The organism is Herbaspirillum sp. NPDC101397, from assembly GCF_044767325.1.
Classification (GTDB): domain Bacteria; phylum Pseudomonadota; class Gammaproteobacteria; order Burkholderiales; family Burkholderiaceae_D; genus Herbaspirillum.
In genome coordinates, this window is sequence record NZ_JBIWNS010000006.1 from 229010 (window position 1) to 245756 (window position 16747).

Annotated in this window: 21 protein-coding genes and 1 tRNA gene; 3 read left to right on the forward strand and 19 right to left on the reverse strand. The window is 58.2% G+C overall.

The features are described 5' to 3' along the window. Window positions 1-79: 79 nt before the first annotated feature. A complete protein-coding gene (gene hemE / locus ACIROW_RS16145) occupies window positions 80-1174 on the reverse strand; it encodes a uroporphyrinogen decarboxylase (protein ID WP_402277344.1) in 1095 nt (364 codons plus the stop codon). A gap of 147 nt (window positions 1175-1321) precedes the next feature. On the opposite strand from hemE, the gene ACIROW_RS16150 reads away from it, so the two are divergent. Continuing rightward, window positions 1322-2131: a transporter substrate-binding domain-containing protein gene (locus tag ACIROW_RS16150; RefSeq protein ID WP_402277345.1), complete on the forward strand. Its 810-nt coding sequence runs from the start codon at window positions 1322-1324 to the stop codon at window positions 2129-2131. A gap of 50 nt (window positions 2132-2181) precedes the next feature. Here ACIROW_RS16150 and ACIROW_RS16155 read toward each other — a convergent pair whose 3' ends face one another. The 13 genes from ACIROW_RS16155 to ACIROW_RS16215 all read right to left on the reverse strand — a co-directional run bounded on the left by ACIROW_RS16155 (window position 2182) and on the right by ACIROW_RS16215 (window position 11858). Further along, on the reverse strand, window positions 2182-2949 hold the full coding sequence (locus ACIROW_RS16155; protein WP_402277347.1) for an SGNH/GDSL hydrolase family protein: 768 nt from the start codon (window positions 2947-2949) through the stop codon (window positions 2182-2184). Then, window positions 2950-3762 (reverse strand): PPK2 family polyphosphate kinase, encoded by an 813-nt coding sequence (locus ACIROW_RS16160; protein WP_402277349.1) that lies wholly within the window; start codon window positions 3760-3762, stop codon window positions 2950-2952. Window positions 3763-3808: 46 nt separating this feature from the next. Beyond that, complete coding sequence (locus tag ACIROW_RS16165) at window positions 3809-4219, reverse strand: CoA-binding protein (RefSeq protein ID WP_402277351.1); 411 nt, start codon at window positions 4217-4219, stop codon at window positions 3809-3811. Window positions 4220-4443: 224 nt separating this feature from the next. Beyond that, the gene (locus tag ACIROW_RS16170; RefSeq protein ID WP_402277353.1) at window positions 4444-4866 is read right to left on the reverse strand and encodes a F0F1 ATP synthase subunit epsilon; all 423 of its coding nucleotides are present in this window, start codon (window positions 4864-4866) and stop codon (window positions 4444-4446) included. A 71-nt stretch (window positions 4867-4937) separates the two neighbouring features. Next, on the reverse strand, window positions 4938-6338 hold the full coding sequence (gene atpD / locus ACIROW_RS16175) for a F0F1 ATP synthase subunit beta (RefSeq protein WP_016835147.1): 1401 nt from the start codon (window positions 6336-6338) through the stop codon (window positions 4938-4940). Window positions 6339-6390: 52 nt separating this feature from the next. Then, window positions 6391-7278 (reverse strand): F0F1 ATP synthase subunit gamma, encoded by an 888-nt coding sequence (atpG, locus tag ACIROW_RS16180; protein WP_116434464.1) that lies wholly within the window; start codon window positions 7276-7278, stop codon window positions 6391-6393. Window positions 7279-7295: 17 nt separating this feature from the next. Further along, the gene (gene atpA / locus ACIROW_RS16185) at window positions 7296-8837 is read right to left on the reverse strand and encodes a F0F1 ATP synthase subunit alpha (protein WP_402277356.1); all 1542 of its coding nucleotides are present in this window, start codon (window positions 8835-8837) and stop codon (window positions 7296-7298) included. Window positions 8838-8891: 54 nt separating this feature from the next. Next, window positions 8892-9425, reverse strand: a complete 534-nt coding sequence (locus ACIROW_RS16190) for a F0F1 ATP synthase subunit delta (RefSeq protein ID WP_402277357.1) — start codon at window positions 9423-9425, stop codon at window positions 8892-8894. Window position 9426: 1 nt separating this feature from the next. Beyond that, the gene (locus ACIROW_RS16195; protein ID WP_116434466.1) at window positions 9427-9897 is read right to left on the reverse strand and encodes a F0F1 ATP synthase subunit B; all 471 of its coding nucleotides are present in this window, start codon (window positions 9895-9897) and stop codon (window positions 9427-9429) included. Window positions 9898-9973: 76 nt separating this feature from the next. Next, window positions 9974-10219, reverse strand: coding sequence for a F0F1 ATP synthase subunit C (gene atpE / locus ACIROW_RS16200; protein ID WP_006461334.1), 246 nt, complete (start codon window positions 10217-10219; stop codon window positions 9974-9976). A gap of 77 nt (window positions 10220-10296) precedes the next feature. Beyond that, complete coding sequence (gene atpB, locus ACIROW_RS16205; RefSeq protein ID WP_016835152.1) at window positions 10297-11112, reverse strand: F0F1 ATP synthase subunit A; 816 nt, start codon at window positions 11110-11112, stop codon at window positions 10297-10299. Then, a complete protein-coding gene (locus ACIROW_RS16210; protein WP_116434468.1) occupies window positions 11109-11453 on the reverse strand; it encodes an ATP synthase subunit I in 345 nt (114 codons plus the stop codon). Before ACIROW_RS16210 ends, atpB begins: the two co-directional genes overlap by 4 nt. 329 nt (window positions 11454-11782) lie before the next feature. Further along, window positions 11783-11858: transfer RNA gene (locus tag ACIROW_RS16215), tRNA-Arg, on the reverse strand. A gap of 204 nt (window positions 11859-12062) precedes the next feature. Here ACIROW_RS16215 and ACIROW_RS16220 point away from each other — a divergent pair. Further along, window positions 12063-12647 (forward strand): cytochrome c5 family protein, encoded by a 585-nt coding sequence (locus ACIROW_RS16220; RefSeq protein WP_116434469.1) that lies wholly within the window; start codon window positions 12063-12065, stop codon window positions 12645-12647. 103 nt (window positions 12648-12750) lie between these two features. On the opposite strand, the gene ACIROW_RS16225 is transcribed toward ACIROW_RS16220, so the two are convergent. The 5 genes from ACIROW_RS16225 to ACIROW_RS16245 all read right to left on the reverse strand — a co-directional run bounded on the left by ACIROW_RS16225 (window position 12751) and on the right by ACIROW_RS16245 (window position 15864). Continuing rightward, window positions 12751-13407 carry an OmpA family protein gene (locus ACIROW_RS16225; protein ID WP_116434470.1) on the reverse strand — a complete coding sequence of 219 codons (657 nt, stop codon included), beginning with the start codon at window positions 13405-13407 and terminating at the stop codon, window positions 12751-12753. Between the two features lie 73 nt (window positions 13408-13480). Then, window positions 13481-13897 (reverse strand): hypothetical protein, encoded by a 417-nt coding sequence (locus ACIROW_RS16230; protein ID WP_402277361.1) that lies wholly within the window; start codon window positions 13895-13897, stop codon window positions 13481-13483. 20 nt (window positions 13898-13917) lie between these two features. Further along, window positions 13918-14310 carry a phage holin family protein gene (locus ACIROW_RS16235; RefSeq protein WP_402277362.1) on the reverse strand — a complete coding sequence of 131 codons (393 nt, stop codon included), beginning with the start codon at window positions 14308-14310 and terminating at the stop codon, window positions 13918-13920. A 17-nt stretch (window positions 14311-14327) separates the two neighbouring features. Next, window positions 14328-14633 carry a YqjD family protein gene (locus ACIROW_RS16240; protein ID WP_116434473.1) on the reverse strand — a complete coding sequence of 102 codons (306 nt, stop codon included), beginning with the start codon at window positions 14631-14633 and terminating at the stop codon, window positions 14328-14330. A 190-nt stretch (window positions 14634-14823) separates the two neighbouring features. Further along, window positions 14824-15864 carry a gamma-glutamyl-gamma-aminobutyrate hydrolase family protein gene (locus ACIROW_RS16245; RefSeq protein ID WP_402277364.1) on the reverse strand — a complete coding sequence of 347 codons (1041 nt, stop codon included), beginning with the start codon at window positions 15862-15864 and terminating at the stop codon, window positions 14824-14826. Between the two features lie 294 nt (window positions 15865-16158). Here ACIROW_RS16245 and ACIROW_RS16250 point away from each other — a divergent pair, with 294 nt between their 5' ends. After that, a complete protein-coding gene (locus ACIROW_RS16250; protein ID WP_402277366.1) occupies window positions 16159-16743 on the forward strand; it encodes an NAD(P)H-dependent oxidoreductase in 585 nt (194 codons plus the stop codon). The last annotated feature ends 4 nt before the right edge of the window (window positions 16744-16747 follow it).

A 16747-nucleotide genomic window follows, 5' to 3' on the forward strand; every position in this document is an offset into this window, starting at 1 on the left:
GGCACAATGTGCACCGCATCGCATGCTGAAGAGTATGTGTTTGTTTTCAGCGGCTTAACGATTCAAGCCGCGCTCAGGATCAGCCGCGCAGTTCCCGGCTGATGCCGTGGACCGCCTCCACCAGCACCGTGACCGACTCAGGCGGAGTGAACTGGGAAATGCCGTGACCGAGGTTGAACACGTGACCTGCGCCGGCTTCGGGCTTGCCGAAGGATTCCAGCAATTTGCGCACTTCAGCCTCGATCTGCGCCGGACCGGCAAACAGCACATTGGGATCAAGGTTGCCCTGCAGCGCCACCTTGTCGCCGACACGGCGACGCGCATCGGCCAGGTTGACGGTCCAGTCCAGCCCGACAGCGTCGGCGCCGATGTCGGCGATCTGTTCCAGCCACAATCCGCCGCCCTTGGTGAAGACGATTGCGGGAATCTTGACGCCGTCCTTGTCGCGCTTGAGCTGGCGCATGACTTCGCGCATGTAGTGCAGCGAAAACGCCTGGTACACGCCATCGGCCAGCGCACCGCCCCAGGTATCGAAAATCATCACGGCCTGGGCGCCGGCGTCGATCTGTGCATTCAGGTAAGCGGCGACAGCGGCGGCATTGGTCCTGAGGATGTGGTGCATCAGGTCGGGACGGTCGTACAGCATGGTCTTGACGGTGCGGAAGTCGTCGGAGCCGCCGCCTTCCACCATGTAGCAGGCCAGCGTCCACGGGCTGCCCGAGAAGCCGATCAGCGGCACGCGGCCGTCCAGCTCGGTGCGGATCTGGGTGACGGCGTCGAACACGTATTGCAGGCTGTCCAGTTGCGGTGCCTGCAGTGCCAGCACGGCTTTTTCGTCGCGCAGCGGGCGCTCGAACTTCGGTCCCTCGCCGTCGGCGAAGAACAGGCCCAGGCCCATCGCATCCGGCACGGTCAGGATGTCGGAGAACAGGATTGCGGCGTCCAGCGGATAGCGCTCGAGCGGCTGCAGCGTGACTTCAGTGGCGTAATCGGGATTCTTGGCCAGGCCCAGGAAGGAACCGGCGCGCGCGCGCGTGGCGCGGTATTCGGGCAGGTAGCGACCAGCCTGGCGCATCAGCCACAACGGCGTGTAATCGGTCGGCTGGCGCAGCAAGGCGCGCAGGAAGGTGTCGTTCTTGAGCGGAGCAAATTGAGATTTGGACAATTGAGACATGTGGCGATCTGGAGCAATGGGACTTCATGTTGGCCGCATCGGCAATCTTCTATTATCTCATCCAAACCGCAAAACAACCGCGCGCGATTGATGCCCGGGGCTGCTGGTGATATCGTCTTTGCTTCACAAAAATAATCCGGAGACGATATGACGAAATACCTCAAAAAATACCTCAAAAAATACCTCAAAACGTGGCTGTTGCCGCTCTCGCTACTCTGCGCCGGCTTGGCAATGCAGACCGCCGGCGCCGCCGAAAGCAGCCGCCTGGACGAGGTGATCCAGTCCGGCAAGTTGCGCGTGTGCATGACCGGCGACTACAAGCCGTTTACCTATTTCAAGACCGACAACACCTTTGAAGGCATGGACGTCGACCTGGCGCAATCGCTGGCCAAGTCGTTGGGCGTCGAAGTGCAGCTGGTCAAGACCACCTGGACCAACCTGATGACCGACTTCCTGGCCAAATGCGACATCGCCATGGGCGGCGTCTCCGTGACGCTGGATCGCCAAAAGAAAGCAGCGTTTGCGGTCTCGCACATGGTCGACGGCAAATCGCCGATCGTGCGCTGCGCCGACGTCGCCAAGTTCCAGACGCTGGACATGATCGACCAGCCGACCACGCGCGCCATCTTCAATCCGGGCGGCACCAATGAGCGCTTTGCGCGCGCCAATTACAAGCGGGCACAGCTGATCCTGCATCCGGACAACGTCACGATCTTCCAGCAGATCATCGACGGCAAGGCCGACATCATGGTCACCGACGCCAGCGAAACCCTGTGGCAGGCCAAGCAGCATCCGGAGTTGTGCCCGGTGCATCCGGACCAGCCTTTGCAATTCTCGGAAAAGGCCTTCATGCTCCCGCGCGCAGATGTCGCCTTCAAGGAATACGTGGATGCCTGGATGCATTTGCAGAAAGCCACCGGCGACTACGACCGCGTGCTCAACAAGTGGCTGCATTGATGCGTTGAGAAGTTTTCGCCGTACGACGCCCGCCGATGATGCGGGCGTTTTTATTTCAGTCCGCGCAAGCCTTCGACGGCGGCGTGCGCCAGTTGCTGCGCCCAGACACGCGCACCGGCAGCGGATGGATGATAGCCGTCATGCGCCATCAGGCTGCGTTCGCGGGCATCGCTGCGCACCGGCACGTAAATCGCTTGCGGCAACTCCGTTGCCAATTGCTGCGCGGCGCGGCTGAGTGCCGCGGCCTTCATGCCGAGCACATGGCGCAAGGGTTGCGGCAGAGCGGGAAACAGATGCAGCGGCGGTGCGCCGGAAATCAGCAGCAAGGTCGGCGACAGTTGCTGCTGCAATGCGCGCGCCAACGCAGCTAGATCGCGGTGGTAACGGCTGCTGCTGTGGAAGGCGGTGCTGTCGTTGACGCCGAAGGCGATCAGCACGATACGCATTTCGCCGGCCTGCGGCATCGGCAATTGTTGGAGCTGCGGCAGGACTTCATGACAGGCATCCGCGACTGTGGCGCCATTCTTGCCGAAGGCGCGCCACCGGACCGGCCGCTTCAGCGCAACGGCCAGCTCCTGCGCAAACTGCGCGGTAATGGCTTCTTCCTGATGCTCTACGCCCACCCCGGCTACCGGCGACTCACCGATGGCAATGAGAACGACCGGAACGGCGCTGCTGACGTCGGGCGGCGTGCATAAACCTTCACGCGCCCCATCCGCTTCAGGAAGGCGCGGTGTGATGCGGCGCGTGCGCTTGCCTTGCACCAGCAGCCAGGGCAACAGCGGCAAGGCGAGCAGTTCTGGCAGCCAGCGCCGCATTTATTTCACCTTGAGGCCGGCGAGTTCCTTCTTGGCCGGCGGGAAGGCCAGTTTCATCGCCTGCAAGGTCTCCAGCACCACGCCCGCAATGGCCAGGTTGCGATGCGTCTTGGAGTCGGACGGGATCACGTACCACGGCGCATGATCGGCATCGGTGGCCTGGATCGCCTGGCTGTAGACCTTCTGGTAGTCATCCCAGCTCTTGCGCTCCTCCAGATCCTGCAGCTCGAACTTCCAATGCTTGGTCGGATCGTCTACGCGCTCCTGCAGGCGCGCACGCTGTTCGTCCTTCGAGATGTGCAGAAAGAACTTGAGCACCACCGTTCCGGTTTCCGCGAGCATGCGCTCAAAGTCGTTGATCTGGGTGTAGCGGCGCTTGCACTCGGCCGCGTCGATCCACTCGTGTACGCGCGTGATCAATACGTCTTCGTAGTGGCTGCGATTGAAGATGGCCAGTTCACCTTTTGCCGGCACCTGCTGATGGATGCGCCACAGATAGTCGCGCTGCAGCTCGGGTTGGCTCGGCGCCTTGTAGCTGACGATGCGCAGGCCTTGCGGATTGACGCCACCGAATACACCGGCCACGGTGCCGTCCTTGCCGCTGGTGTCCATGCCTTGCAGCACCACCAGTACTTTGCGCTCATGCTGCGCGAACAGCATTGCCTGTTGCTCGGCGATCTGCGCCGCCAGTGTCTGGACCTGCAATTTGTCGGCGGCCTTGTCACCGCTTGAGAGCGGTTTGGCGCCGGCGTTTTCGTCCTTGATTTCCTGCTTTTTGGTGGCGCGGAATTGTTCGCGTATACCTATACCCATCGTGACGATCTCCTGTGTGCCTTCCGGCGCAATGAAAGCGATTGGACTACAGCACGCCGTGGGTAATTCCCATGGCGTGATCGACCTTGATGCAGCGATCCATGATGACTTTCAGGCCGGCGGCTTCGGCCTTGGCTGCGGCCACATCATTGACGATACCCTGCTGCATCCAGACACAGGTGGCACCGATGGCGATGGCTTCGTCAACCACAGGTGGGATATCCGCCGACTTGCGGAAGCAATCCACTATGTCGATCCTGACCTGGCCGTCCAGCGCCTGCGCGGCGTCGGTCAGGCTGGCATAGCAATGCTCGCCGAGTATCTGCTCACCGGCGTACATGGGATTGACGGCGACGATGCGATAGCCCTGGCGTTGCATGTAGGCGGTGACATCGTAGCTGGGACGGTCGGGGCGATTGGACAGGCCGACGACGGCGATGACTGGCTTGGCGCTCATAAGGCAAACTCCTGTATCAAAGAACTGCCGACGCCTGCCCGAGGCGACGTCGGCGACTATTCACGAACGTTCACTTTAACCGATCGGGTGTCAGGGCGTCGCGTGCCGACATCGCAGCAGCATCCTGAACACCGCCACCGCCAAGATCGCAGGCAATAAAAAAGGCAGCCGAAGCTGCCTTTTTTAATGATGCTGATGACGCCGTTGCTGCAGAGCGCGGGTAATTAACGCTTCTGACGCAGTTTCGCGATCGCGGCCAATTGCGCCACTGCCGTCGCCAGTTCGGCTTGTGCAGCTGCGTAATCGATTTGGGAGTCACGATTCGCCAGGGCTTCTTCCGCGAGTTTCTTCGCGGTGCTGGCCTTGGCTTCGTCCAGATCCGAGCCGCGGATCGCGGTGTCGGCCAGAACGGTCACGGTGTCTGGCTGCACTTCCAGCAAACCACCGGCGACGAATACGAACTCTTCTTGCGCCTGGCCAGGAATCTTGATGCGTACTGCACCTGGCTTGATGCGCGTGATCAAGGGAGTGTGGCGAGGATAAATCCCCAGCTCACCCGATTCACCCGGCAACACGACGAATTCCGCCTCGCCGGAGAAAATTTCTTCTTCGGCGGAGACTACGTCAACGTGAATAGTATGTGCCATATCGTTTCCTATCCGGTCAGCCGTCTTGCCCGGACTTCAGGCAATAACGGCTTCGCGAGAATCAAGAGATCTTAGTTGATCTTCTTGGCCTTTTCGATTGCTTCTTCGATCGTGCCAACCATGTAGAACGCTTGTTCCGGCAGGTGATCGAGTTCGCCGCTCGCGATCATCTTGAAACCCTTGATCGTGTCTTTCAGCGAAACGTATTTACCTGGCGAACCGGTAAACACTTCAGCAACGTGGAACGGTTGCGACAGGAAACGCTGCATCTTACGTGCGCGAGCAACGAGGAGCTTGTCTTCCGGAGCCAGTTCGTCCATACCCAGAATCGCGATGATGTCGCGCAATTCCTTGTAGCGTTGCAGGATGCCTTGAACAGCGCGGGCTGTTTCGTAGTGCTCCTGGCCGACGACTTGCGGGTCCAGCTGGCGCGATGTCGAGTCCAGTGGATCGACCGCAGGGTAGATACCCAGCGAAGCGATGTCACGCGACAGAACGACGGTCGAGTCCAAGTGGGCAAACGTGGTTGCAGGCGACGGGTCGGTCAAGTCATCCGCTGGAACGTAGACGGCCTGGATCGATGTGATCGAACCAGTCTTGGTCGAAGTAATACGCTCTTGCAGTTGGCCCATTTCCGAAGCCAGCGTAGGCTGGTAACCCACGGCGGAAGGCATACGGCCCAACAGCGCGGAAACTTCAGTACCGGCCAGTGTGTAACGGTAGATATTGTCGACGAAGAACAGCACGTCCTTGCCTTCGTCACGGAAGCCTTCAGCGATCGTCAGACCGGTCAGCGCCACGCGCAGACGGTTGCCCGGCGGTTCGTTCATCTGACCGTAGACCATGGCGACCTTGGAGTTCTCCGGAGTTTCCAGATCCACAACCTTGGCGTCGGCCATTTCGTGGTAGAAGTCGTTACCTTCACGGGTACGCTCACCAACACCGGCGAACACGGACAAGCCGCTGTGCGCCTTGGCGATGTTGTTGATCAGTTCCATCATGTTCACGGTCTTGCCCACACCCGCGCCGCCGAACAGACCGACTTTACCGCCCTTGGCAAACGGGCACACCAGGTCGATAACCTTGATGCCGGTTTCCAGCAGTTCTTGCGACGGCGACAGTTCGTCGTACGCAGGAGCCTTGCGGTGAATCGAGGCCGTCGTTGCGTGGCTCACCGGACCGCATTCATCGATCGGGTTGCCCAGCACGTCCATGATACGACCCAGTGTTGCTTTACCGGTCGGCACCATGATTGGCTGGCCTGTGTTCTTGATTGCCATGCCGCGGCGCAAACCGTCGGATGTACCCAGCGCAATGGTACGGACTACGCCGTCGCCCAGCTGTTGTTGTACTTCCAGCGTCAGTTCCGAGCCATCCATCTTCAAGGCGTCGTAAATCTTAGGCATCGCGTCACGTGGGAATTCAACGTCCACCACAGCGCCGATACACTGAACGATTTTGCCATCAGCCATTTTCGTTCCTTCAATAATATAAAATTAAGTTCTGTTAAGCGCAGTTTGCGCGTTACACCGCAGCCGCACCGGCAACGATTTCCGAGAGTTCTTTGGTAATCGCAGCTTGACGAGTCTTGTTGTAAACCAGTTTCAATTCGCCGATCACGTTACCTGCGTTGTCGCTAGCCGACTTCATCGCCACCATCCGCGCCGATTGCTCGGACGCCATGTTTTCTGCGACAGCCTGATAAATCAGCGCTTCCACATAACGCACCAGCAATTCATCGATGACGCTTTGCACATCCGGCTCGTAAATATAGTCCCAGGAATGCGAACCTGCTGCATCAGCAGCTTTACGATCAGCCTCAAGACGATCAGCTGACAACGGCAGCAATTGCTGCAGCATCGGCTCTTGCTTCATCGTGTTGATGAACTTGGTGTACACCAGATAAACGGCGTCGAGGCGACCTTCCTGGTAAGCATCGAGCAGTACTTTCACTGGCCCGATCAGCTTGTCCAGATGTGGCGTGTCACCCATTTGCACGGCATGCGCAACGACGTTGGCGCCGATCCGGTTGAGGAAACCCAGACCCTTGTTGCCGATCGCTACTGCCTGAACCTTGTTTCCTTGTCCTTCCAGCTCACGCAGTTTCGCGGTCAGCAAACGCAAGGAGTTGGTATTCATGCCGCCACACAGACCTTTGTCTGTGGTGACGACGATGAAACCAACGTTCTTGGAGTTGTCCTGCTTAACCATGAACGGGTGCGTGTACTCTGGATTGGCTTGCGACAAGTTAGACGCGATATTACGAATCTTTTCACTGTAGGGACGTGCCGCACGCATCCGGTCCTGCGCTTTGCGCATTTTGGAGGCAGCAACCATTTCCATCGCCTTGGTGATCTTCTTCGTATTTTCTACGCTCTTGATCTTGCTGCGTATCTCTTTACCTGTAGCCATTCCGTGCTCCAGTTAAATTAAGCTACGAACGATTTTTTGAAATCAGCAACGGCAGCAGACAATGCAGCTTCACCATCTTTGTCGATTTGCTTGGTTTCTTCGATCTTTTGCAGCAAAGGCGCGTGGCTGGTCTTCATGAAATTGTGCAGACCGCTTTCGAACGGCAGTACCTGCTTGACTTCGATGCTGTCCAGGAAACCCTTGTTGACGGCGAACAACGTCACAGCCATCAGCGAGATCGACAACGGCGAGTATTGCGCTTGCTTCAACAGTTCGGTAACGCGTGCGCCGCGGTCCAGTTGCTTGCGGGTCGCTTCGTCGAGGTCGGAAGCAAACTGCGCGAACGCAGCCAGTTCACGATACTGCGCCAAGTCGGTACGGATACCGCCGGACAGGCTCTTGATGACCTTGGTCTGAGCAGCACCACCGACGCGCGACACCGAAATACCGGCGTTGATCGCAGGACGGATACCAGCGTTGAACAACGATGTTTCCAGGAAGATCTGACCGTCGGTGATCGAAATCACGTTGGTCGGAACGAAGGCGGAAACGTCGCCTGCTTGCGTTTCAATGATAGGCAGTGCAGTCAGCGAACCGGTCTTGCCCTTGACTTCACCCTTGGTGAAATCTTCGACGTACTTTTCGTTCACGCGTGCTGCGCGCTCCAGCAAACGGCTGTGGAGGTAGAACACGTCGCCAGGATAAGCTTCACGGCCTGGTGGGCGGCGCAGCAGCAGGGATACCTGACGGTATGCAACAGCTTGCTTGGACAGATCGTCATACACGATCAGCGCATCTTGACCACGGTCACGGAAGTATTCGCCCATTGCGCAGCCGGAGTAGGCCGACAGGTATTGCATCGAAGCCGACTCGGAAGCCGATGCGGTAACAACGATGGTGTACTCCATGGCGCCGTGTGTTTCCAGCGAGCGCACGATGTTCTTGATCGACGATGCTTTTTGACCGATCGCGACATAGATACATGTCACGTCCTGGCCCTTTTGATTGATGATCGCATCAATCGCAACAGCAGTCTTGCCGGTTTGACGGTCGCCGATGATCAGTTCGCGTTGACCGCGGCCGATCGGCACCATCGCGTCGATCGACTTGATGCCGGTCTGCATTGGCTGCGAAACGGATTGGCGGGCAATAACGCCTGGCGCGATCTTTTCAATCGGGGCTGTCAGCTTGGTGTTGACCGGACCCTTGCCATCGATAGGCTGGCCCAGTGCATTGACTACACGGCCGCGCAGTTCCGGACCAATCGGCACTTCCAGGATACGGCCGGTACATTTGACTGTATCGCCTTCGGAAATGTGTTCGAAGTCACCCAGAATAACGGCGCCAACGGAATCGCGCTCGAGATTCAGCGCCAGGCCGAAAGTGTTGCCCGGGAATTCCAGCATCTCACCTTGCATCACGTCAGACAGACCATGGATACGGCAGATACCGTCGGACACGGAAATAACCGTGCCTTGATTGCGAATCTCAGCGGTATCGCCAAGGCCTTGAATCCGGCTCTTGATCAGCTCGCTGATTTCAGATGCGTTGAGTTGCATACTAACTCCTAAAAATTTTTCTATCGCTTAGGCTCTTACGCCAAGGCCCAGGTTTTATGCAGCCAAGGCAACATGTAACTGTTGCAGCTTCGCGCGCACCGAGGTATCGAACACTTCGTCACCGACAACCACACGCACGCCGCCGATCAAAGCATTGTCCACCTTGACGGTTGGCGTCAGCTTGCGACCGAATTTCTTTTCCAGCGTGGCGACCACATCCTTCAACTGCGCATCGGACAATTCGAACGCGCTGGTGATTTCGGCATCAGCGGCGCCTTCCTGTGCGTTTTTCAGCGTATGGAATTGGGCGGCAATTTCAGGCAACAGCGTCAGACGGCCGTTCTGCACCAGCGTACTGACGAAGTTCTTCGCTTCGACGCTCAATGGTGTTTTCAGAACGGACGAAAACGTGGAGACGACTTGCTCATCCGTCAGTGCCGGATTTTGAGCCATGTCTTTCACATCATGGTGCGCTGCAGCTTGCGCCATCTCGGAAACAAGATCAGCCCAAGCCGACAAACTGCCGGCTTTGGCTACACGAAACAGGGCTTCTGCGTAAGGGCGAGCGATCGTTGCGAGTTCGGCCATATTACAGCTCTGTCTTCAGTTGGGTCAGCAAGTCGGCATGCGCCGCTGCATTGACTTCACGCTTCAGAATCTGTTCGGCGCCCTTGACCGCGAGGGTCGCTACTTCGCCACGCAGATCTTCACGCGCTTTGGTCACTTGCTGCTCTGCATCCGCCTTGGCGTTGGCGATGATGCGCGCTGCTTCTTCGGAAGCGGTTTTCTTCGCTTCTTCGATAATCAGCTGAGCACGCTTTTCAGCGTCGCCAATACGCTTCTGGCCTTCGTCGCGTGCTGTCGACAGTTCTGCCTGAACGCGCTTTTCAGCAGCCGCCAGGTCAGCCTTGCCGCGGTCAGCCGCAGCCAAGCCGTCCGCAATCTTCTTCGCACGCTCGTCGAGCGCCTTGATCAACGGCGGCCAAACGAATTTCATCGTAAAGCCGGCGAGGATGAAGAAGACCACGAACTGCGCAAACAATGTTGCATTTAAGTTCACGGTAATTTCCTTCTCAGAATATCGTGTGCCGGATCAGTCAATCCGGCAAAAGTGAGAATCGGCTATGCCGCCCGAATTACTTCGCGATGAACGGATTTGCAAATGCGAACAACATGGCGATACCAACACCGATCAGGAACGCAGCGTCGATCAGACCGGCCAGCAGGAACATCTTGGTTTGCAGTGTGTTCATCAGTTCTGGCTGACGTGCAGATGCTTCGAGGTACTTACCGCCCATGATTGCGATACCGATACAAGCACCGATAGCACCCAGGCCAATGATCAAACCGCAAGCCAAAGCAACGAAAGAGACATCAGTCATGACAATTCCTTAGAAAGTTAAAGTTAATACGAAAATCAAAAAACAAACCAAAAAGCTAAAACCGTACAGCAGCCTTGTTAGTGCGCCTCATGCGCCTGGCCGAGGTAAACCAGTGTCAACATCATGAAAATGAATGCTTGCAGCAACACGATCAGGATGTGGAAAATTGCCCAGATCGAACCTGCGATGACGTGGCCGACAAAGCCGAACGCCGTAGCAGCCGAACCCAGCAATGCGATCAGCAAGAACAACAGCTCACCCGCATACATGTTGCCGAACAACCGCATGCCCAGCGACACGGTCTTTGCAGCAAATTCAATGATATTCAACAGCAGATTGAAAGGCGCCAGCCAGATGCCGAACGGCGCCGCAAACAGTTCATGGATGAAGCCGCCCGCGCCCTTGATCTTGAAGCTGTAGTACAGCATCAGCGCCAGCACGCCCAGGGCGATGCCCAGTGTGCCGTTCAGGTCGGCGGTAGGAACGATGCGGTGATGGATTTCTTCCAGGCCGGCCAGGCGCATGATGCCCGACACCAGATCGACAGGCAGGAAGTCCAGCGAGTTCATCAAGGCGACCCAGACGAACACGGTCAGCGCCAGCGGTGCGATGAAAGTACGATCGCCGTGGACGATGGCCTTCGATTGGTCTTCGACCATTTCGACCACCATTTCGACGAACGCCTGGAAACGGCCCGGCACGCCCGAAGTGGCCTTGCGCGCTGCCAGGTACATGAACAGGCAGCCGACCACGCCACAGAACACCGACCAGAAGATGGTATCCATGTTGATGATCGAGAAATCGACGATCTTGTCTTGGTGTTGCGAAGAGAAATGTCCGAGATGGTGGACGATGTATTCTGAAGCAGTAGGTGCGTGCGCAGCAGCAGTCATGGTCGATGTCTAAACAGTAAAATTAAGTAACTTTTAAGCACCACGATGAAGCTCAGCACAAATGCGAGCCAGTTCACACCGCGATACAACCAAACAACTGCGCCCATGAGCGCAAGAGTCGTAGCAATCTTGATAAATTCCCCGAACAAAAACGTCATCGGGTCAGCCCCACCGGGCTTGCGAGTACTTGTATAGAGACGGAGGGCGAACAGGCCGTTGGGAATGAAGCAACACATCCCGCCCAGCAATGCAGACCACAACGCAGATACCCCGCCCAGCAAACCAGCAATACATGCAGCGACGACCATGGCCACAAGCTGCAAAAGGATGATGCGCAGCATATATATCCAATATCGTGCAGGCCGCACTCATTATGAGCAGACGGCGGTTTAGAAGCCCGGCGATTATAAAGGCTTGCGTCCGAATCCGTCAAACTTTTAACGCACGATTACAGTGTTATATCGTCAAGTTGCAGGTCAGTTGTCGGCTTTAACATACAGCTGCATTGTGAGCCAAAATCGGGCGATCGGCGATTACCTGCAAGGTAATGCAAACTACAACCAAACAAACTTCGGGAATGCTGTCACCGCACTGACAAAAACGCGATCCGGATGGGCAAAAATGCACAAAAACCACGGCGGGACTGGGATGAATCGAGGAACGGCAAATATGGTGCGGCTGGCGGGGATCGAACCCACGACCCTTGGCTTCGGAGGCCAATACTCTATCCACTGAGCTACAGCCGCTTTGGGACGAACGTCGAAGAGGGATGAAGGATACAGTTTTTCCCCCGTCCCGTCCACGGCGGGCAACTATTTTCCGTTCCCAATGAATTACATTGTGTCTATAATCTAAGGTTGGGCGAGACAGCGCTTCTCTAAACAGTAATAAACACCGATTTTTCAAAAAATCGGGTCAACGCTTTCGAAGAATATTGCACTGAGGGAACTATGAGCGACGCACATAACGAACACCACGAATCCGCAATCAAAACGCCGAAACAGTTGATTGCCGCTGTATTGGCAGGCTTTATTATCCCCATCATCTGTATCGTGCTGCTGGTAGAGTACGTCACCAACGGCCAGACCACCGGCGCCGGTTCCGCCGGCCAGACCCCTGAAATGATCGCCGCGCGCATCAAGCCGGTTGCCTCCGAAGGCTTTACCTTCCGTGATTCCAACGCACCCAAGCAATTGCTGAGTGGCGAAGAAGTCTTCAAGTCCACCTGCGCAGCCTGCCACGGCGCCGGCATCGCCGGTGCACCGAAGGTGGGCGATCCTGCCGCCTGGAAAGCACGCATCGGCGAAGGCTACGACAAACTGCTGGCGCACGCCATCAACGGCCTGAACGCCATGCCTCCGAAAGGTGGCAATCCTGATCTGGACGACGTGGAAATCGCCCGCACCGTGGTCTACATGGCCAACCAGTCCGGCGCCAAGTTCAAGGAACCGGAAGTGAAGGCTCCTGCGGCTGCACCTGCTGCACCGGCCGACGCCGCTGCTCCGGCTGCTGCCGCCCCGGCAGAAAAGAAGTAATCAATCTGGGACTGGCGTCGCCGGTATCGAGAATATCCGGCAACGCCCGCCCATAAAAAAGCCCCGCATCGCGGGGCTTTTTTATTGCCACGACAAATCCGGATCAGCGCTGCTGCGGCTCCGCCACGAAGATTTCAACGCGACGGTTTCTGGCGCGATTCGCTTCAGTGTTGTTGTCCACCAGCGGCTCATGCGAACCACGGCCGTCGATGTGGAAACGGCCCGGCGAAACGCCGCGCGCGGTCAGGTAATCGCGTGTCCGGGCTGCGCGCTCCATCGACAGCGGATTGTTGACGGCGTCGCTGCCGGTGCTGTCGGTATGGCCGATGATGTTCACCGTGGTAGCCTGGTTTTCGTTGAGCGTGGCGGCGAATTTATCCAGCACGGCACGGAAGTTCGGCTGGATATCGGCGCGGCCGGTATTGAAGGAGATATCGCTCGGAATCTCGAGCTTCAACCGGTTATCCTGAGTCTGCGTGACTTGCACGCCGGTGCCTTGGGTAGCCTGCTCCATGGCGCGCTTCTGGTTTTCCATGCGATTCGACCAGACATTGCCGATGACTGCACCGAGGCCTGCGCCGATCGCTGCACCGGCGGCCGTACGGCCACCACCGCCACCGCCCGTTGCAGCACCGAGAATACCGCCCACGCCTGCGCCGACGCCGGCGCCCGTAGCCGTGCCGCGTTGGGTCGCGGTCATGTCTGCACAGCCGGTTGCTGCCAGAGTCAGCGCCAGCGCGCCGAGAGTTAATTTACGCATGATGATTTCCTTTATTCGTGTGATTCCAATGCACCGCTGAACAGCGGGCATGGTGTTGGATCCGACTGCGGCGCTATTCGCCGTCAGGCGTGGAGGCTTCGTCAGCGTCAACGCCCGCATCGACGCTCTGTTGGCGATCCTTGCGGCGCGTCAGGTAATACGCGAAAGCTCCACCCGCGCTGATCACCGCACCGTACAGCAGCGGCTTGCGCAAGTAGCGCTTGGACAGCAGCGAGATGCCACCGATCAGCAGCGGCGACAGCGACTGCAGATTGCTGTTCCCTTTGCCCGACAAGGCGCCGCTGAAGGTGGAAGACACCGCGCCGACGATGCGGTTGAAAGCACCCTTGGCCAGCGATTCGGCGTTCAGGTTGGCGCGCACGGTGCCGCGCGACTGCATGATGCCGATGCGGAACAGCGCGCCTTCCGCCAGCAGCTTGCGCTTGCGTTCTTCCAGCGGGACGTCCGGTTTCCAGTCTGTTTGAGGCATGATTTTCCCGTTTCCCGAGGTCAGAGCAGCGCGTCGCGGTCTTTGCGAAGCTCCGCCATGGTGGCGGGCAAAGCCAGCTTGCCATTGCGCAGCAGCGCGAAGGCGTACCAGCCGATCGCCGCCGCAGCGACGGTGAAGAACGCGCCGAGCACGATGAGGATCTTCCAGCCCCAGGAATCCCAGGCAAGGAACACCAGCAGTACCGTCCAGAACGCGATGGCGAACCAGACCGCAATTGCCGCCAGCGTGAACAGCACCAGGAATTTCACCAGGTTGCCGCCGATTTCCGACAGCTCCAGTGAAGCCAGCTCGATGCGATTGATGATCAGCCCGAGCAGATTCCTCGCGATGCCCAGCAATCCGGCGGTTAGGCCGGGATTGGCCGGCTCCGCCTGCGCGTGTTTATGCTCCATTGTGTCGGCGCGCCCGATTACTTGCTGCGACCGATGACCAGGCCGACCAGCAGGCCGACACCGGCCGAAATCGCCACGGCGCGCCATGGGTTTTCATGCACGTAGTCATCGGTGGCGGCAGCGACTTCCTTGCCTTTTTCGATGGCCACCGCTTGCGCATTTTGCGCCGCCTCGACCGCTGCTTCCAGCATGGTCAGGCCCTTGCTGCGCAGTTCGTCGGCTTTGTCGCCGGTGGCCGCAGCTGCTTCACGGAACAATTCTTGCGCATCTTTGACGAGGGTTTTCATATCGTTTCTCACTGTTTTAAGGGCGGACTTTGTCATGGAGATTCTCCTATTGATTAAATGCTCAAGCGAACGAAAGCGATTAAATGGGCGGGAGCCTGAGCATTGGCGCCGTTGTCAGCACGCCGTTGCCTATCATTCCGGGCCATAGGCAGTCCGGAAAAGATCTGCAATGCAGGCTCATTTTGATAGCTTTCTTCTATATAAGTTTCAGCAACGGCAAAAACGTTCAAAACCGCGTTTCGCGCGCCGTCCGCAGGAAACTGTCCAGAATAGGCATGCAATCGAGCAACTCCGGCCCGCCGGCGCGGTGGAACTCCGGATGCCACTGCAAACCCATCACGAACGGTGCCTTCCGATAACGGATCGCCTCGACGATGTTGTCGGTGCCGGACACCGCTTCGATCGACAGATCGCGCCCCAGGTCCTTCACGGCCTGGTGATGGATGGAGTTCACCACCGCGTTCTGGGTGTTGACCAGCGATGCCAAGGTCGATCCGGGCGGGAACTTGAGCTCGTGATAGTTGCTGTCGTACAGGTCGTTGACGTGGGCGATCGCGGCCGGAACGTCGGTGGCGATGTCCTGGTACAGCGAGCCGCCAAAGGCGACGTTGATCAGCTGACAACCGCGGCAGATGCCCAGCACCGGTTTGCCGGCCTCAATGAATTCGTGCAGCAATTCCAGCTCGTACATGTCGCGCACCCGATCGCCATTCCATTCGGGCCGCGTGGCGGCCTCCGCGTAACTCTGCGGAGAAACGTCGGCGCCGCCCTGCAGCACCAGGCCGTCGAGATGCTTGGCGTAGTCGCGCAGACGGATGTTGCTGGGATGGACCAGCCCGTTGGTGTTGACGGTCGGGATCATGAACACCAGCACGTCGCGCGACATGATCCATTGCGCGATCGACTCTTCCAGGTATTGCAGCGTCTTGCCGCGCAAGCCCTTGGCACCGGTTTCCGGATGGAAGATGCGCGCCGAGATGCCGATCTTGAGCGTGCGCTGCATGATGCGGCGACCGGCCTTGTCGGACATGGCCTTGAAGCGCGCACCCAGCAACCGCCAGGTCTGCGCCCAGGGCGTATCCAGCGGCGGCGGCGAATAGGCCGGATGCGGCGCCTGCGGCTGCTGAGGTGGTTGCTGTGATGCTTGCTGCGGCTGCTGTTGCCCCGTTGCAGGCGCCTGTGCCGGCGTCGCCGCAGCAGGTGCATCGGGACGAGGCGGTCGTGGGGAACTTGGTTGATTGGCTTCGGAATCGCTAATATCGGACATGGCGGCTATGTTAGGTTGTTATCAATGGCTGTGACCAGGTGCTGCGTCCGCGAACAGGATTGCCAAAGTATAAGCGCATTGAATTGCTTTGGGCAGTTGCTCACGAAACAGCGAGGCACAACACGGCAAGGGATGGGGACGCGGCAGCCGGATCCCGCCCGTGGCATCGTCCATTCAAGCATGTCAGGTGTTTTCTCGTCCCTTTTCAATAATCCAGACAACAAACCGACGATATATGTTCCAATCCTTTCTGACTTCTTTCCTGCTTATTGCCTCGCTCAGGCATGCTCCTACATGACCACTTCACGCATTCTTATCCTCTATGCGCATCCGGCCCACGAACGCTCGCGCGCCAACCGCGCCATGATCGACGCGGCCCGCACGCTACCCAACGTGCGCATCCATGACCTGTACGAGTGCTATCCCGATTTCCACATCGATGTCGAATACGAACAGACGCAGCTGCATGAAGCCGACCTGATCGTATTTCATCACCCCATCCACTGGTACAGCATGCCGGCGTTGCAAAAGGAATGGACCGACCTGGTGCTCGAGCGCGGCTGGGCCTTCGGTCCCGGCGGCGATGCCTTGCGCGGCAAGGATTTCTGGCTGGTCGCCAGCACCGGTGGCGACGAGACTTCGTACCAGCCGGGTGCGCGCCACGGCCATCCCTTCGATGATTTCCTGCCGCCGTACCAGCAGACCGCGCGACTGTGCGGCATGCACTGGAAAGCGCCCTACCTGTTGCACGGCGCGCATCAGGTCGACAACGCCGCCATGACCATGCACGCGGCCAATTACCGCGCCCTGCTCGACAGCTATCCGGACTGGCCGGACTCCGCCTCCGCCGCCCTTCCGTCCGTCTCCCTTCCACGTTAACGCC

What these genes read in the sequence shown, in the direction of transcription:
- ACIROW_RS16240 (WP_116434473.1), bottom strand. Translation starts at nt 14,633, where the DNA reads ATGACAAAGTCCGCCCTTAAAACAGTGAGAAACGATATGAAAACCCTC.
- ACIROW_RS16155 (WP_402277347.1), bottom strand. Translation starts at nt 2,949, where the DNA reads ATGCGGCGCTGGCTGCCAGAACTGCTCGCCTTGCCGCTGTTGCCCTGG.
- ACIROW_RS16150 (WP_402277345.1), top strand. Translation starts at nt 1,322, where the DNA reads ATGACGAAATACCTCAAAAAATACCTCAAAAAATACCTCAAAACGTGG.
- hemE (WP_402277344.1), bottom strand. Translation starts at nt 1,174, where the DNA reads ATGTCTCAATTGTCCAAATCTCAATTTGCTCCGCTCAAGAACGACACC.
- ACIROW_RS16165 (WP_402277351.1), bottom strand. Translation starts at nt 4,219, where the DNA reads ATGAGCGCCAAGCCAGTCATCGCCGTCGTCGGCCTGTCCAATCGCCCC.
- ACIROW_RS16210 (WP_116434468.1), bottom strand. Translation starts at nt 11,453, where the DNA reads ATGCTGCGCATCATCCTTTTGCAGCTTGTGGCCATGGTCGTCGCTGCA.
- ACIROW_RS16160 (WP_402277349.1), bottom strand. Translation starts at nt 3,762, where the DNA reads ATGGGTATAGGTATACGCGAACAATTCCGCGCCACCAAAAAGCAGGAA.
- ACIROW_RS16170 (WP_402277353.1), bottom strand. Translation starts at nt 4,866, where the DNA reads ATGGCACATACTATTCACGTTGACGTAGTCTCCGCCGAAGAAGAAATT.
- atpD (WP_016835147.1), bottom strand. Translation starts at nt 6,338, where the DNA reads ATGGCTGATGGCAAAATCGTTCAGTGTATCGGCGCTGTGGTGGACGTT.
- atpB (WP_016835152.1), bottom strand. Translation starts at nt 11,112, where the DNA reads ATGACTGCTGCTGCGCACGCACCTACTGCTTCAGAATACATCGTCCAC.
- ACIROW_RS16230 (WP_402277361.1), bottom strand. Translation starts at nt 13,897, where the DNA reads ATGCCTCAAACAGACTGGAAACCGGACGTCCCGCTGGAAGAACGCAAG.
- ACIROW_RS16245 (WP_402277364.1), bottom strand. Translation starts at nt 15,864, where the DNA reads ATGTCCGATATTAGCGATTCCGAAGCCAATCAACCAAGTTCCCCACGA.
- ACIROW_RS16250 (WP_402277366.1), top strand. Translation starts at nt 16,159, where the DNA reads ATGACCACTTCACGCATTCTTATCCTCTATGCGCATCCGGCCCACGAA.
- atpA (WP_402277356.1), bottom strand. Translation starts at nt 8,837, where the DNA reads ATGCAACTCAACGCATCTGAAATCAGCGAGCTGATCAAGAGCCGGATT.
- ACIROW_RS16235 (WP_402277362.1), bottom strand. Translation starts at nt 14,310, where the DNA reads ATGGAGCATAAACACGCGCAGGCGGAGCCGGCCAATCCCGGCCTAACC.
- atpE (WP_006461334.1), bottom strand. Translation starts at nt 10,219, where the DNA reads ATGACTGATGTCTCTTTCGTTGCTTTGGCTTGCGGTTTGATCATTGGC.
- ACIROW_RS16220 (WP_116434469.1), top strand. Translation starts at nt 12,063, where the DNA reads ATGAGCGACGCACATAACGAACACCACGAATCCGCAATCAAAACGCCG.
- atpG (WP_116434464.1), bottom strand. Translation starts at nt 7,278, where the DNA reads ATGGCTACAGGTAAAGAGATACGCAGCAAGATCAAGAGCGTAGAAAAT.
- ACIROW_RS16225 (WP_116434470.1), bottom strand. Translation starts at nt 13,407, where the DNA reads ATGCGTAAATTAACTCTCGGCGCGCTGGCGCTGACTCTGGCAGCAACC.
- ACIROW_RS16190 (WP_402277357.1), bottom strand. Translation starts at nt 9,425, where the DNA reads ATGGCCGAACTCGCAACGATCGCTCGCCCTTACGCAGAAGCCCTGTTT.